The following is a 14,791-nucleotide window of genomic DNA, read 5'->3' as shown; positions in this document are numbered from 1 at the left end:
GATTTTTTTATGAAGGACAGAGTATGTCGTGGCAAGCAAGGAAATGTCCTTCATCCTTGCCCACCATGGACACACAAGCAAAGGAGATGAACACATGAATACATCGCTATATATTGCCACAAGCGGCTTAAATGCCTATCAAAAAAAGCTAGATACGATCGCCAATAATATGGCCAATGCTGAAACTGCCGGATTCAAGAAAAGAGAGGCATCCTTCGAAGAAAACTTGGCGATTTCCATCGATAATCAGAAGGCTGCTGGTCGCGAAGTCGGCAGATTGACCCCGAATGGAATTCGGACGGGTTTTGGGGTACATGTCACTGCGGCACAGCTGAATTTGGAACAAGGCGCTGCCAAAGCCACCAACAACCCTTTGGACTTTATGATTGACGGAAAAGGATTTTTTCAAGTGGGGAAAGGGAGCGAGGTATTCTATTCCCGTAACGGATCCTTTCAGCAGAGCCCGACAGGCAATGGCACTTACCGCTTGGTGAATGCGGATGGATGCTACCTTATGGACCGTAACGGCACCCCGGTGGAAATCCCGGAAGGAGCAGCATTTACCGTTAATGAAAATGGCGTCATTTCGCCAACGAACCAGCAGATAGCGGTAGTGGACTTTGTGAATCCTCAGCAATTAATCCAACAAGGTGGAAATGTCTATCGGTTTACAGGTGGAGCAAATGAGGTGTTGAGAAATCCGGCTGCGCAAATTCATCAGGGCTATCTTGAAGCATCCAATGTTGACTTGAGCAAAGAAATCACGGATATGCTGACTACACAGCGCGGATTTCAGTTTAATTCCAGGTCGATTTCCTTTGCCGACCAAATGATGGGGATTGCCAATGGAATCATCAGAAGTTAATCCTTAGAAAAAAAAGAGCCGTTTTCTGCGGCTCTTTTCCAGTTAAATCACGACTTTCTCTTTACTTTTCTCCCAGAGGACCTTAAATAGCTTTTGTTCCGTTTTTTCATCTAGCGGATGAAAATGTACCCCGTATTCATAAAAATCATTTTCCAAAATTTTTTTTCTGCGGATCTGGCCGGTCAGCGTGAAGGATTCCTGAAAGAAGGCAAACTCGATCGTTATTTCATCAATTTTACCTAGATCGACCAAAGAATGCAGCTTCATCCCGGTAGTGCTGATATCGCGAATCAGACCTCTGTATTCCGGTTCCCCTGAAGAAGCGGGGTAGAACCAGCAATCCTGATCCAGCAAGCTAAGTCGGAACGCTGTCCGCCGATTCGGTTTTTTTTGAACAACATGTATTTCTTTTTGGAAAAAAGTTCTTCCTGCATATAAAATAATAACCAATACCACTACTATACTTAGGCCAAGGATAATATGCGAAGTACTCAACTGTGATTCCCCTATCATATTCTCAATAAATAAAAATTTACCATTCAAAACCAAATCTGAAAAGAGGCTAAACGGTTTTAGCAAAGTTGCCGTTAATAAATTATAAAGAATGAGGCATGGGGACGGTTCTCGTGCCTCAATGATGCACGAGAACCGTCCCCATGCTTCACCCGGAAAGGAGCCGGTCGTATGAAAATTAATGATTTTAGTCGCTTGCAGGCGTATCAGTCGTATAAAAATCAAGTCAATAAAACGCCGCAGCAGGATGTGAATAAAAAGGTTCAGGTGGATAAGGTAGAGTTTTCACCAGCTGCGCAGGAAAAAATAAGCACGGAACGAGACAAGAGAATCGAAGAATTGAAAAAGCAAATTGAGAGCGGCACCTACAAGGTTGACAGCAAGAAAATTGCTGAAAAATTATTGGAATCTTGGGACAGAGGGACGGATCAATGAAATCGGTGGAACAATTAAAAACAGTCCTCCAGGAAATGATTACTGTTTATGAAAAACTGCTCGCAGTCGGGAGGGAAAAGCAGGCAGCCCTTATTAAAGGCGACCCGGAACAGCTGCTTGCCGTATTTCCAAAGGAAACTGCATTAATCAAAGAAATCAGCCACCTCGAGGACCGGCGTCAGCGGGAAACGATATCCCTTCAGACGCAGACTTTAAATGAGTTAATCGCAGAGCATCCATTCGCCGATCTCTCAACCTATCAAACCGAACTTAAAGCAAAATTAACAGAATTAGAGAAACAGCATGAGTTAAACCGGCAGCTGGTAGAGTCGTCATTAGAATACATCAACAGCATGCTGTCATTATTTACACAAAAACAAGAACAGCCACTGACTTATTCGGCGAAAAATTACATGCAGGCCAACACATCGAGAAGCTTTTTCGATGCAAAAGTGTAAGGGGAGGGTACGAGATGACTTCAACATTTCATGGAATTGAAATCGGCAAACGAGCGATTTTTGCATCATCTTCGGCATTAAGTGTAACCGGGCATAATATCGCTAACGCCAATACCGAAGGCTACACCAGGCAAAAAGCCATCACCGAAGCCTCCAATCCGCTTACCTACCCTGGCATGAATTCGGGAAAAGGACCGTATCAGCTGGGGACCGGCGTGGATACGAAGGAAATCACCCGGATCCGGGATTCTTTTTTGGACGGACAGTTCCGGACGCAAAACGAGCAGCTTGGGTATTGGAATGTGAAACAGGATACACTGTCAAAAATCGAACAGACCTTAAATGAACCTTCCGAAAATGGACTGCAGGCGGTCTTTGATCGCTTTTGGCAGTCTTGGGAGGATTTGTCGAAGGAGCCTGACAGCTTATCAGCTAGGGCAGTGGTCTTATCCAATGGCACGGCACTGGCGGACCGCTTTAATCAAATCTCCAATTCTATCGATAATTTAAGCCAAGATTTAAAAAATAACATTTCTACGAAAATGACAGAAATGAATAATTTGGCCAAACAGGTCAGCGGACTAAATACGCAAATTGCAAAAATGGTCGCTTCAGGACAAGAGCCTAACGATTTAATGGACAAACGCGATTTGATGGTTGACCAGCTTTCGAAATTGGCGGACATTGAAGTGAAGCCTGCGGCGGGCGGCATGGTTGATATTTTTATAGGCCAAGAGAATTTGGTAAATGGTGACCAAAGCAGCACATTATCCTTTGACCGCTCGAATAACCAACCATTGCTGAACGGGCAGAACATTTCCTTGAAATCTGGCGAGCTGGCCGGCATGGTGGATTCTTTAGTGCAGGATATTCCTTCTTATATGGCAAAAATCAATGAAATGGTGACGGTATTCAGTTCAGAAGTAAACAGCATCCATGCCGGTTCCAATGCCATGAATCTAGATGATATCCAAAATCGAAAAATCGATCCTAACGCCGCCCTAGAGAGGATTCCGTTTTTTGTATCGAAGAATGGCTCCGACCCAACAACAGCCGGTGACATAATAGTTAACCCACTGATTACGGCTTCCTTAAATAAAATTGCCGCGGCACAAGAGGCTAGCGCAGGGGACGCGCAAAACGCCAATCAGTTAAATGACTTAAAATTTAAGGTTCTTTCTTTTTCCAATCAGTCTACTACCTTGAATCAATTTTACCGGACGCTCGCAGGCGAAATTGGCATTAAAGCGCAAGAGGCACTGCAGATGGAAAATAACGCAGACATGTTAGTGCAGCAGGCAGAAAATCACCGCCAATCAGTATCAGGCGTTTCGATTGATGAAGAAATGACGAACATGGTCCGGTTCCAGCAATCCTATAATGCAGCATCACGATACATATCGGTCATGGACGAAGTTTTAGATAAATTAATAAACGGAACGGGTCGTGTAGGAGTTTAGTCATAGGCGGAGGTGAGAAAAGTGCGTGTTACGCAAAAAATGTTAAGTACGCAAATGATCCGGAATATCCAGCAGAATTACAGGTCGTTGAGTCAGTATCAAGAACAGATTGCTTCTGGCAAGGCGGTCAACAAGACTTCAGATGATCCGGTGAAATCAATTCAAATCATGTCCTATCGCTCGGCACTGGTGGAAACGGGACAGTTTAAACGGAACGCCGAAGATGGGCTGGACTGGCTGGAAGCGACGGATAAATCCTTAGACGACTTGACACAGGTGATGCAAAAAGCGCGCGAGCTGACGGTCCAAGGAGCAAATGGTGTCAATAACCAGGAAGCCAGGCAATCCATCGTGATAGGGTTGAAGGCCCTCATTGGAGAAATCGGCGATATCGCCAACGCTAAAATCGGCGACCGCTTTCTGTTTGCTGGAACCGATACGGACACGGCGCCGTTTCAGGATGGCAAGTTTGTGAATTCCAATCAGAACTCTCTGTCTTGGAACGTCGGCAAAGGCATCTATATGAACGTCAATGTCAACGGTACGGAAATTTTTAATTTTCAAGCCGATGGACTTAACTTAAGTGAAACGATCGAGAAAATTGCCGGTGAACTGGAGATGGGCAACAATCCGGAACAGCTGCTAGGCACTTTGGATAAGCAGTTAAACAATCTTTTGGCTCATCGTTCGGTGGTCGGTACCAATGTGAATCGTTTGGAAATGATGGTGAACCGTTTGGACGATACGGAAATAACTACTAAAAGCATCCTTTCTAAAAATGAGGAGGCCGACCTGGCTAAGGTGATTACGGATTTAACCAACCAGCAGGTGATTCTGAATGCAGCGCTGTCGTCGGGTGCTAAAGCAATCCAGCCTACGCTGGTGGATTTTTTAAGATAATAGTTATTAAAGGTGTTCCCGTGTGTGGCGGGAGCGCCTTTTTTTTTGAAAAAATGCAATAATCTACAAAAATGTTTAAAAAAACACTCTTCGACCTCTCTCCGCTCATCAAAAAATGTCGTTAAAGAATAGTAGAAAGGCAATAAACCAATTTACCTAAACACTAGGAGGAAAAAAGAGATGAGAATTAACCATAACATTTCTGCACTAAACGCTTATCATCAATTAAGTGCAAACTCAAATGCAGCATCAAAGAACTTAGAAAAGCTTTCTTCAGGTTTACGTATCAACCGTGCGGCAGACGATGCAACTGGCCTAGCAATCTCTGAAAAAATGAGAGCGCAAATCCGCGGTTTGGATCAAGCTTCCCGCAACGCTCAAGATGGTATTTCCTTAATCCAAACAGCTGAAGGTGCGATGAACGAAACACACAGCATCCTGCAACGTGTACGTGAACTAGCAAACCAAGCAGCAAACGGAACTTCTACAACTCAAGATAAACAAAACATCCAAACAGAGGTAAACCAACTAATCGACGAAATCGATCGTGTTGCAAGTGACACCGAATTCAACAGCTTTAAAATCTTAAATGGTGATATCTCTAAAACTGCTAAATTTGCACAATCAACTGGCGGTGCAGTTGATAATGTAGTAGCTTCTGCAACAGCAGCTGCAGGAACAACTACTGTGACAATGTCAGGACCATTAACAGGTGATAGAGAATCAATTTGGCAAACGGGAGTATTGCAAGATTACAATACTGGTACTGCTGCAGCTACAAACGGCGGAACTAAAATGACAGACCTTGGTGATGCGACGGCAAATTATGGTCTACAAGTAGGAGATGAAATTAGTCTTTCTGCAGTTGTAGGGGGAGAAGTAAAAACTTCTGTTTATGTTGTTACAGCTGAAAGTACATTAGATGATTTTATGTCATCTATTAAAAATACATTAGGTGCTGCCGATGTTAAAGTGGAAACAACAGCTACAGGTGTTGATGCCTTAGCAAAGGGTCTTGACGGAGCTGCAACTTCAGTTGATTCACTAGTTATTACTGGTCAATTAGGTGCTGCTAATGATATTAGTTCAATTAGCATTAAAGCGACATCATCGGACGGTATTTCTCGTTCTTCTTTCAATACCACAATGAGCGGTGGAAACAATGGTGCATTAGAGCAACTTCAAGTTGCTGGAAACAAAGGTGATTTTATAGCACAGGTTGATGTAGGTTCAAATGGTGCAACTAAAGGAGATGGAGATGGAAGAATTGCTGTTCGTTCTAACTCTGTAGTCAAAGTTTCCAATCTTCAATTATCATTTAAAGATACAATTGCCGGTGGGGATATTTCTACTATTACAGTAGGTTCTGCTAACAATACGGTTTCGATTCACGTTGGTGCAAATGCAGATCAAACATTAGAGATAGGTATCAATGCAATGGATTCGGTCGCATTAGGCTTGAAAAAAGACGGTGTAAATATTTCACTATTGAATGAATTTAGTGCCGAAAATGCACTCAAGGTTTTAGATGGAGCAATCAGCAATGTTTCCTCTGAGCGTTCTAAATTAGGGGCTATTCAAAACCGCTTGGAGCACACAATCAATAGCCTGGGAACTTCATCAGAAAACTTAACTGCCGCAGAATCCCGATTAAGAGATGTTGATATGGCCAATGAAATGATGCAGTTTACAAAAAATAACATCCTTTCTCAAGCAGCTCAGTCAATGCTTGCACAAGCTAACCAACAGCCACAAGGTGTTTTACAGCTTCTGCGTGGTTAATCACTAGTTTTTCAATTTAAAAGAAGTCTCTTGCATTAAGGGACTTCTTTTTAAGCTACCTATACCTAAGATAAAGGAGGAGAAGTTATGCGGAAAATCAAGAAGAAGTTTTCTTTGTTTGTATTAGCGGTCTTATTACTGCAATTAATTTCACCGATTACTTCTGCTTTTGCAGCAAGTAACCTAACTGCACCAGTAAATCTAAAATATTCTCTTGATGGATATGATAATGTCATTTTAAATTGGGACGCAGTAAGTGGCGCCACTCAATATCGTGTTTATGAAGTAGTTGGAGAAAATAAGATTTATATCAATCAAACTAAGTACAATAACAGCTACATTCCAGGAGCTTTAGAGGGAACACATTATTACGCTGTCTCAGCGGTTAATAGTACGGGAGAGTCTGTATTATCATCTCCCTTAAAAATTGATATTAATTATCCTGATATGCAGCCGCCCAATGGATTAACCTTCAGCATCGTTAACGGTAATGATGTATCACTAAAATGGAATCCAGTTGAATTCGCAACAGGCTATAAGGTTTATGAAATAAAAAATGGGCAAAGAGAATTGCTTGCTACAACTGCCCAAATAAGTCAAAGTTTCTTCAATGTATTAGAAGGAAAACATGATTACGAAATAACCTCTTATAATGCCAAATTCGGTGAATCAATAGCGGGTACTGTTTCAGTAAATGTTGTTTATCCCGAAATGTTAGCACCTAGTAACCTATCAACTTATATTGATGACATTAATAATGTTAGTTTGAGTTGGGCAAAAGCACTTTATGCCACTTCCTATAATGTTTATCAAGTAGTGGACGGGAAAAGAAAACTAGTTGCTACTACAAATACTACAAATCAATATTTATCAAATCTACCAGAAGGCGAACTAAATTATGAAGTGACCTCTTATAGTTCTATATTTGGTGAATCGCGAGAAGGAAGCAAAACAACGGTAAAGATTGTATATCCTGAAATACTTCCACCAGGGCAAATCTATTCTTACTTCTATAACGGAAATGATTTGTCGCTGATGTGGTCATCAATAAAATATGCAGATAGTTATAAAGTATTTCAAATTGAAGACGGCCAAAAGAAATTACTGACTACTACTCAAAGCCGCTCATACTATTTAAGTGACCTCCCTGAGGGAGATTACACCTTTGAGATTGTATCTGTAAGTAATCGATTTGGAGAATCGGTACCTAAGACATATAATGTCTCGGTTGTATTCCCTGAAATGCAAGCTCCAAAAGTTATGTTATTGAAGGATACTTATAATAGTGCGTTAATTGGGTGGCCAGATGTTCCGAATGCAAATGAATATGAGGTTTATGAATTAATAAACGGTGTCCCTACCTTAATAAAAACAACAACAAGTAATTCTCATTACGTAAATAATTTAGAACAAGGAAAACATGAATATACTGTCATTGCAAAGTCTGAACGGTTTGGTTCATCACCCTATTCCAATGTAGTAGCATTCGATGTTGCCCCTGTAATAGAAGCTCCGATCGCGAACGAACCAAATGTAAATGATAATTCTGTAAACCTCTCTTGGGAACCAGTTGCTGATGCAGACAAGTACAACATTTACGAAGTAGTTAATGGAGAACGCGTCCTAGTTGGAACGACTACAAATTCAAACTTCACCTTGGATAAATCAGAAGAACAAGGCGCCCACGAGTACCAAATCGTCCCAGTAACAGCTGACGGAACCGAATCCATCGACTACGCAACCGTTACCGTAGACATCGATAAACCATCCGATGTCACACCGCCTGTTACTACTGCCGACACCAATCTGGATTGGTCAAAAGATGATGTGTCTATCACTCTTACTGCAACAGACGACTTAAGTGGCGTGAAGACCACCTACTATTCTATTGATCTTGGAGAATTTGTGGAAGGTACTAGCGTTGTTCTCGATAAAGAAGGATTACACACCGTGTCTTTCTTCAGCGTTGATAACGCTGGCAATGTGGAAAAAGTGAAAACGGTAGAGGTGAAGGTCGATAAAGAGGCACCGCAAACTGTCATCAATACAAGTGCCTATTGGTATAACAAGGACGTACAAGCCGAGTTAACAGCCACTGACAATCTGTCTGGCGTAAAAGCAACCTATTATTCTGTTGATGGCTCTGAATTTGCGGAAGGAACAAGCTTCCCACTTGAAACAGAAGGTATCCACACCGTTTCGTTTTACAGCGTTGACAATGTAGGCAATGTTGAAGCTGTAAGAACAGTCGAAGTAAAGATTGACAAAGAAGTACCAAAAACCACTGCCAATACAACTGGCGACTGGTATAACCAGGATGTCACGGTTCAATTAACAGCAGTTGACAATCTTTCAGGTGTCCACAGCACGTACTATTCCCTAAATGGTTCCGACTTCCATGAAGGCACTAGCATTGTGCTCGATAAAGAAGGCGTCAACACAATTACTTTTTACAGTGTAGACAAAGCTGGAAACATCGAGGAAAAACAAACAGTTGAGGTTAAAGTAGATAATACCGCTCCAACAACAGTAAGCAATGTTGAAGATAAATGGTATACAAACGATGTGAATGTTGAGCTTACCGCGACCGATGATTTAAGCGGAGTAAAAGCAACATACTACTCTATCAACGGCTCTGAGTTTGCCGAAGGCACTAACTTTGTGATTGATAAAGAAGGCATCAGCACGATTGCTTTCTACAGCGAAGATAATGCCGGAAACATCGAGGAAAAACAAACTGTTGAGGTAAAGGTGGATAAAACCGCTCCAACGACAGTAAGCGATGTTGAAGACAAATGGTACACAGATACTGTGAATGTAAAGCTTACTGCTACTGATGAATTAAGCGGAGTAAAAGCAACCTATTACTCTATCAACGGGTCTGAGTTTGCAGAAGGAACAAGCTTTGTGATCGACAAAGAAGGCGTTAACACAATTGCTTTCTACAGTGTCGACAATGCCGGAAACGTCGAGGAAAAACAAACTATTGAGGTAAAGGTGGATAAAACCGCTCCAACAACAGTGAGCAATGTAGAGGACAAATGGTATAAGGATGGAGTGAATGTGGAGCTTACTGCAACCGATAACCTAAGTGGTGTGAAAGCAACCTACTACTCTATTAACGGCTCTGATTTTACAGAAGGAACAAGTCTTGTTCTCAATCAAGAAGGAACCAATACAATTACTTTCTATAGTGTCGACAATGCCGGAAACGTTGAGGAAAGTCATACGGTTGAAGTGAAAACAGATAAAACTGCCCCAATAACCGTTAGTAATGTAGAGGATAAATGGTATACAGACACCGTGAATGTAAGGTTAACTGCAACCGACAATCTAAGCGGCGTCAAGTCAACAAACTATTCTATCGATGGCGCTGAATTCGCTGAAGACACAAGCCTTGCTGTTGAAAAAGAAGGCATCCATACTATTTCCTTCTATAGCGTCGATAATGCAGGTAATGTCGAAGAAACGAAGACAGCAGCAGTTAAAATCGATAAGACTGCTCCAACCATAAAAGTTGATTTTCCAACAGAATATGCGCTGGGATCAAGCTTGGAACTTAACTATAAAGCAACCGACAACCTCTCAGGAATTAAAGAAACAATCGTTGAAGTCAATGGGGTCAAGAACACAACAGGAAAAATCACATTTAATAAGCCTGGCGACCAAACGATTAGAATTACCGCCATCGATAATGCGGGATTAAAGACGGTCGTAGAAAAAACGATTTCCGTATACATCGAAGCTACGATTGAAGTTACACCAAAGGTAATCAACGGCAACAAAGGAGAATTTACAGTAAGGGCAACATTACCTAAAGGATACAGTTTTGCAAATGTAGACTTATCAACCGTCACCATCAACAACATCCATGCACTAAGCGGCAGCAAGGGCTTAGAAAACCAAGCAAAAAATGGCCAATTTAAGTTTGACCGTGAAGACTTTGTTTGGGACGAGAAAGAAGAGCTGTTGGTGTTCCGTGCAAAGGTTGGCGGATATCTTGTAAAAGGAAGTACAACCGTTGAAGTAATTAATCCACAAAAAAAGAGCTGCGGCAATAACTGGCTGTTCTCGTTTCTTTTTTAAAAATAGCAACAAAAAAGAGGATGTCCCAAGAAGTTTTCTTCTAGGACATCCTCAACCTGCTTATGAAAGAAATGAATAAAAGTAGTTGTTAACACCCTTAACCCAGTGATTATTCAAACCGGTTGGGTCGTTGGCAGCACCGACGGGAGCGTATTTGGCACCGATTTTTGCAATGGTGTCGTAGCCTTTGTCCAAATAATTCTGGCGCAGGTTGCGGGCAAGATCAACAATACTATCGGCAACGGAATCATACTGGCGCAGGCCGTTTTTGCCCATCATGCCGGCGATATTATTTTTTACATTGGCCGCATGGGACTTGCCGTTGCCCGTTTCATGAACGGCGATGGATGCAAGCAGGTTTGGATTGATATTATATTTTCGTCCTGCCTCAACGAAAAACTCACCCATATTGCTTAATTTCCCTTTAAGGGAACTGTTTAATTTTTCGACAGAGACATCAGAAAAATCCAATGTTGATGTCTTATTATCCAAAATATAGGAGTAATCCTTTATCTCATTTACACCAGAAGTGTTGTTTGACAGCAACGAGCTGTTTGTACTCACAGGCAAATTGGCAGCTTGCTCGGATTGCCCGCTTATGAATGCCTGCAGTAAATTTGTGAAAAGATCACTTGCCGGCTCAAGGCTTGCGTTACTGCTGAGGCCCTTTGCGGTCAGACTTTTTGAAATCGAAAGTAAGGCCATGTTTTTAAACCATTCGGAAGAAACTGGACTGAAATTCATGATTTATACCTCTGTCATTAATCTGGAAATTGGAAACAATAACCGTTTTTTAATATATATTACTCTAATTCTATAAAAATTAAAATGATAGAAAATACAAATTTTTTTGTTTATGATTATAATACTTTCGCCGGAAAGGAGAATAATTTGTGATTCCATCCGCTTCGATGAGTTCCACATGCCACAAATTATCAGAGAAAACTAGCAACGGTAAACAGGAAAATCAACAGCCAGGTTCGTTTATGGAGCTGTTGAATGCATTGAAAAATGGGACAGATTCACCTAAGAATCTCATTTCGATGGTTGACCAGGTCTTAGAGCAGCATGACGCAGCAAATCAGGAACAGGACCAAGACAGTGAACAGCAAACTCGAGATGATTTGCTGGCTTTTATCAGTTCGTTTTTTGAACAGACAAATCTGGTACTTTCTCCTCTTCAAACGGCGATCGGGGAGACTTCCCATAACGAAGGGAAGCAAGCATTTCCGGTGCTGCAGAAGGAGTTGGAAGGAATACTGGGTCAGAAGCAAGCTCAAGAATTAATAAAGTCATTTCAGGAGCAGCTTAAATCGAATCAAAACTCAGTTCAGGTGCAAAACCCGCTTCAACAGCCAATCCAATTTGTAAGGGAGCAAGTTCACCAGCTACAGAATGCGGGCGAGACACAGCAAAATCAACCTGTTTCTAAACTTGAGTCCGATGCTGATTTCAAACAGCAGCAATTTGACGGAAAAGAAGTGATTTTTCAATCCCTAACTCGCCCGGGAGGTACAGACCAGCCAGCTGCTGCTTGGAATGAACCTACCCATCCAGCAAAGGTTTCTAGAGAACAACTGGCAGCAGAGGTGACGGGCTTATTAAAAATCCATGCAAATCTACATAAGGGCTCTGACATCATCGAAGCAAAATTCTCCTTGACTCCGGAGCATCTTGGGGAGATTGATATAAAAATTGTCATTCAAAAGGGGCAGGTAACGGCGCAGTTCCTTGCGGACACCCCCCACGGAAAAGAAATGCTAGATTCGCAAATGTCATTATTGAAGGCTTCCTTGCAGCAGCAAGGGTTTCACGTGGATAAAATTGAAGTCGCGCAAAGCAGCCCAATGCTGCAAAATCATTTTTCTCAGCAAGAAAATAGGTCGCAGCAGGACCAATCGCAGCAGCGCCAGCCCAAAAAGAAAGTGAATCGCGAAGATTTTTATCAAAGCCATTCCACGATTGATACTTACCTGCATAGAGGGTCCGATACAACCATCAATATTCTTGCATAAAAGGAGATGAAGAACATGACATCCGTAAATACAACCACACCATTCTCGAACACGCTGAATGCCAAACAGACAAACCAAGCCACTAATTCATTAGGCAAGGATGCTTTCTTGAAGCTGCTGACCACCCAATTGAGAAACCAGGATCCAACCCAGCCAATGGAGGACCGGGAATTCATTTCCCAGCTGGCCCAATTCAGCACACTGGAACAGATGTCCAACTTAAATCAGGCCTTCGTCCAATTCGCAAACTCAAACACGAAGGACATCAGCTACTATTCCCATATGATCAGCAAGGAAGCGTCCTGGTTAAATCCAGAAACAGGCCTGCAGGAGAACGGCATCATTAATGGGGTTATCAAAAAAGACAATCAATTCTTTTATCAAATAAATGACCTAGATATTCCAATCGAATCAATCCTTTCTGCTAAAAACCAAAACTAACAAACTCTGGGGGTAGTTAACATGCTTCGTTCTTTAAATTCAAGTGTATCTGGTATGAAGGCGTTCCAAAACAAATTAGATGTCATTGGTAACAATATTGCAAATGTGAATACGGTTGGTTATAAAAAAAGCAGAATCATGTTTCAAGATGTGTTAAGCCAGACTGTCCGCGACAGTTCATCACCGGATCCGGTCGGGGGATCCGGCGGAACAAATCCGGTGCAAATCGGGTTAGGCGTGAAAACGGCGACTATTGATACAATTCACATGGCTGGAAGTCCAACGACTACAAATCTATCATCTGACTTATACATTGATGGGGATGGATTTTTCGTGGTTCAAAGCGACAGTGGGGCAAAGTACTTAACACGCGCCGGTAACTTCGACCGGGATGGCGCCGGCAACCTAGTGAATCCACAAGGATATAAAGTGCTAGATTCTGATGGGAATCCTATCCAAGTTGATTCAGATGTTTATGTTTCCTACACCATTGATTATAATGGGGTTATTAAAGGGGTCACTCCAGCAGGCACTGCCAATGAAATTGCTACACTTGGGACGGTTGTTATTTCCAATCCAGGCGGCTTGAAAAAAGTGGGCGGCTCGCTGTATGAATTAACAGGAAATTCCGATACAGAAACCAATATCGATAATCTAATTGCGAAGCGTTCAGATAACCATGCCGGGCAAATTGTTTCTGGCCAGTTGGAAATGTCAAACGTGGACCTGTCTGAAGAGATTACCGAAATGATTACCGCACAGCGCGGTTTCCAGGCGAATGCCAAGGTAATTACCGTTTCCGACTCCATTTTGGAAGAATTAGTGAATTTAAAACGATAATAGTTTCGAATTTTTAAAAGGGAGGGAAAGTATTTCTGCTTTCCCTTTGCATCATTTTATGGTGGTGGAACCTACGCAATGAAAGAAAAAATCATTCAAAACAGCCAAGACGTCAAAGTCTATGATTTTAAAAAAGCACTTCGTCTATCGATGGAGCAGGTTCGCGTGCTAACAAGAATCCATGATAATTTCGCTTATCAACTGGCTTCCTCGATTTCGACGCAATTAAGAACCATCGTGCAAGTGGATGTGGTGTCAGTCAATCAAATGCTTTACGAGGAATTCATCAAGGAACTGCCGGCCTATACAATTTTAAACGTTTTTGAAACGTCCGAAAAAGGGCGCATGATTATGGAATTAAAGCCGCAAATGGCATTAGCAATCCTTAATCGCCTACTAGGCGGCAGGGAGCTTTCGGCTTCCCCCGAGGAAAAAACGACATTAACGCAAATTGAGAATAAAATTCTTCATAAGCTGTTCGAGGGCTTTGTAGAAAACTTGCAGAAATCCTGGAAAGATCTCATGAACGTCGATTTGAAGGTGTTTGAGATTGAAACGAATCCGCAGTTTTTACAGGTTGCCATCCCGAATGAGACTGTGATTGTAATTGCCTTTACGATTAAAATCGGCGATGTGACGGAACGAATGCACATTTGCATTCCGTATATCATTTTAGAGCCGTTTTTACCAAAGCTATCATCCTATCAATTGTTCTCGACCCGAAGCCAAACGAAAAGCACGCAGGAATCCAAGCTGTTAAAGTCAAAAATTGAAGAACTGGAAATCCCGTTAAGCGTTGAACTAGGGCGCTCGAAGATTTCGATTGAAGAGTTTTTATCGCTAAACGTCGGGGATGTCATCCAGTTGAATCAATTGTATGATGAACCGTTAAAGGCGAAGGTAGGCAAAGAAGTGAAATTCTTTGTCAAACCTGGTGTGAAGAAGACACGGCTAGCAGCCGAAATCGAAACTGTGTTAGAAAAAGAGGGAAAATAA

General features: G+C 42.0%; 13 protein-coding genes. 11 read left to right on the top strand and 2 right to left on the bottom strand.

Annotation, left to right across the window (positions count from 1 at the left end; genetic code table 11):
• The first annotated feature begins 94 nt into the window (after positions 1–94).
• Positions 95–865, top strand: a complete 771-nt coding sequence (locus ACZ5AE_RS25685; protein WP_464567323.1) for a flagellar hook-basal body protein — start codon at positions 95–97, stop codon at positions 863–865.
• 42 nt (positions 866–907) lie between these two features.
• Here the strand turns inward: ACZ5AE_RS25685 and ACZ5AE_RS25680 are convergent, their stop codons facing one another.
• The gene (locus tag ACZ5AE_RS25680) at positions 908–1,360 is read right to left on the bottom strand and encodes a PilZ domain-containing protein (RefSeq protein ID WP_464567322.1); all 453 of its coding nucleotides are present in this window, start codon (positions 1,358–1,360) and stop codon (positions 908–910) included.
• A gap of 189 nt (positions 1,361–1,549) precedes the next feature.
• On the opposite strand from ACZ5AE_RS25680, the gene flgM reads away from it, so the two are divergent.
• The 6 genes from flgM to ACZ5AE_RS25650 all read left to right on the top strand — a co-directional run bounded on the left by flgM (position 1,550) and on the right by ACZ5AE_RS25650 (position 10,499).
• Positions 1,550–1,813 (top strand): flagellar biosynthesis anti-sigma factor FlgM, encoded by a 264-nt coding sequence (gene flgM, locus ACZ5AE_RS25675; protein ID WP_464567321.1) that lies wholly within the window; start codon positions 1,550–1,552, stop codon positions 1,811–1,813.
• The gene (locus ACZ5AE_RS25670; protein WP_464567320.1) at positions 1,810–2,271 is read left to right on the top strand and encodes a flagellar protein FlgN; all 462 of its coding nucleotides are present in this window, start codon (positions 1,810–1,812) and stop codon (positions 2,269–2,271) included. The genes flgM and ACZ5AE_RS25670 overlap by 4 nt, the downstream gene beginning before the upstream one ends.
• Before the next feature lie 14 nt (positions 2,272–2,285).
• The gene (gene flgK, locus ACZ5AE_RS25665; protein ID WP_464567319.1) at positions 2,286–3,731 is read left to right on the top strand and encodes a flagellar hook-associated protein FlgK; all 1,446 of its coding nucleotides are present in this window, start codon (positions 2,286–2,288) and stop codon (positions 3,729–3,731) included.
• Between the two features lie 21 nt (positions 3,732–3,752).
• Positions 3,753–4,631, top strand: a complete 879-nt coding sequence (flgL, locus tag ACZ5AE_RS25660; RefSeq protein ID WP_464567318.1) for a flagellar hook-associated protein FlgL — start codon at positions 3,753–3,755, stop codon at positions 4,629–4,631.
• Between the two features lie 180 nt (positions 4,632–4,811).
• Positions 4,812–6,413, top strand: a complete 1,602-nt coding sequence (locus tag ACZ5AE_RS25655; RefSeq protein WP_464567317.1) for a flagellin N-terminal helical domain-containing protein — start codon at positions 4,812–4,814, stop codon at positions 6,411–6,413.
• A gap of 87 nt (positions 6,414–6,500) precedes the next feature.
• The gene (locus ACZ5AE_RS25650; RefSeq protein WP_464567316.1) at positions 6,501–10,499 is read left to right on the top strand and encodes an OmpL47-type beta-barrel domain-containing protein; all 3,999 of its coding nucleotides are present in this window, start codon (positions 6,501–6,503) and stop codon (positions 10,497–10,499) included.
• Positions 10,500–10,559: 60 nt separating this feature from the next.
• Here the strand turns inward: ACZ5AE_RS25650 and ACZ5AE_RS25645 are convergent, their stop codons facing one another.
• Complete coding sequence (locus ACZ5AE_RS25645) at positions 10,560–11,243, bottom strand: glucosaminidase domain-containing protein (RefSeq protein WP_464567315.1); 684 nt, start codon at positions 11,241–11,243, stop codon at positions 10,560–10,562.
• A 149-nt stretch (positions 11,244–11,392) separates the two neighbouring features.
• On the opposite strand from ACZ5AE_RS25645, the gene ACZ5AE_RS25640 reads away from it, so the two are divergent.
• The 4 genes from ACZ5AE_RS25640 (at position 11,393) to fliM (ending at position 14,791) form a co-directional block, all read left to right on the top strand.
• Entirely contained in the window at positions 11,393–12,514 is a 1,122-nt protein-coding gene (locus tag ACZ5AE_RS25640; protein ID WP_464567314.1) for a flagellar hook-length control protein FliK, read from the top strand.
• A 15-nt stretch (positions 12,515–12,529) separates the two neighbouring features.
• Positions 12,530–12,955 (top strand): flagellar hook capping FlgD N-terminal domain-containing protein, encoded by a 426-nt coding sequence (locus ACZ5AE_RS25635; RefSeq protein WP_464567313.1) that lies wholly within the window; start codon positions 12,530–12,532, stop codon positions 12,953–12,955.
• A gap of 21 nt (positions 12,956–12,976) precedes the next feature.
• Positions 12,977–13,795 carry a flagellar hook-basal body complex protein gene (locus ACZ5AE_RS25630; RefSeq protein ID WP_464567312.1) on the top strand — a complete coding sequence of 273 codons (819 nt, stop codon included), beginning with the start codon at positions 12,977–12,979 and terminating at the stop codon, positions 13,793–13,795.
• A 78-nt stretch (positions 13,796–13,873) separates the two neighbouring features.
• Positions 13,874–14,791, top strand: coding sequence for a flagellar motor switch protein FliM (gene fliM, locus ACZ5AE_RS25625; protein WP_464567311.1), 918 nt, complete (start codon positions 13,874–13,876; stop codon positions 14,789–14,791).

Source organism: Neobacillus sp. S1227 (assembly GCF_055385255.1).
Note: the sequence above shows the minus strand (reverse complement) of the source record. Positions and strands in the feature narration are given on the sequence as shown.

Excerpts from the sequence above, each read along its gene's own strand:
- fliM (WP_464567311.1), top strand. The coding sequence starts at position 13,874 with ATGAAAGAAAAAATCATTCAAAACAGCCAAGACGTCAAAGTCTATGAT.
- ACZ5AE_RS25650 (WP_464567316.1), top strand. The coding sequence starts at position 6,501 with ATGCGGAAAATCAAGAAGAAGTTTTCTTTGTTTGTATTAGCGGTCTTA.
- ACZ5AE_RS25645 (WP_464567315.1), bottom strand. The coding sequence starts at position 11,243 with ATGAATTTCAGTCCAGTTTCTTCCGAATGGTTTAAAAACATGGCCTTA.
- ACZ5AE_RS25655 (WP_464567317.1), top strand. The coding sequence starts at position 4,812 with ATGAGAATTAACCATAACATTTCTGCACTAAACGCTTATCATCAATTA.
- flgM (WP_464567321.1), top strand. The coding sequence starts at position 1,550 with ATGAAAATTAATGATTTTAGTCGCTTGCAGGCGTATCAGTCGTATAAA.
- ACZ5AE_RS25630 (WP_464567312.1), top strand. The coding sequence starts at position 12,977 with ATGCTTCGTTCTTTAAATTCAAGTGTATCTGGTATGAAGGCGTTCCAA.
- ACZ5AE_RS25635 (WP_464567313.1), top strand. The coding sequence starts at position 12,530 with ATGACATCCGTAAATACAACCACACCATTCTCGAACACGCTGAATGCC.
- flgK (WP_464567319.1), top strand. The coding sequence starts at position 2,286 with ATGACTTCAACATTTCATGGAATTGAAATCGGCAAACGAGCGATTTTT.
- ACZ5AE_RS25670 (WP_464567320.1), top strand. The coding sequence starts at position 1,810 with ATGAAATCGGTGGAACAATTAAAAACAGTCCTCCAGGAAATGATTACT.
- ACZ5AE_RS25685 (WP_464567323.1), top strand. The coding sequence starts at position 95 with ATGAATACATCGCTATATATTGCCACAAGCGGCTTAAATGCCTATCAA.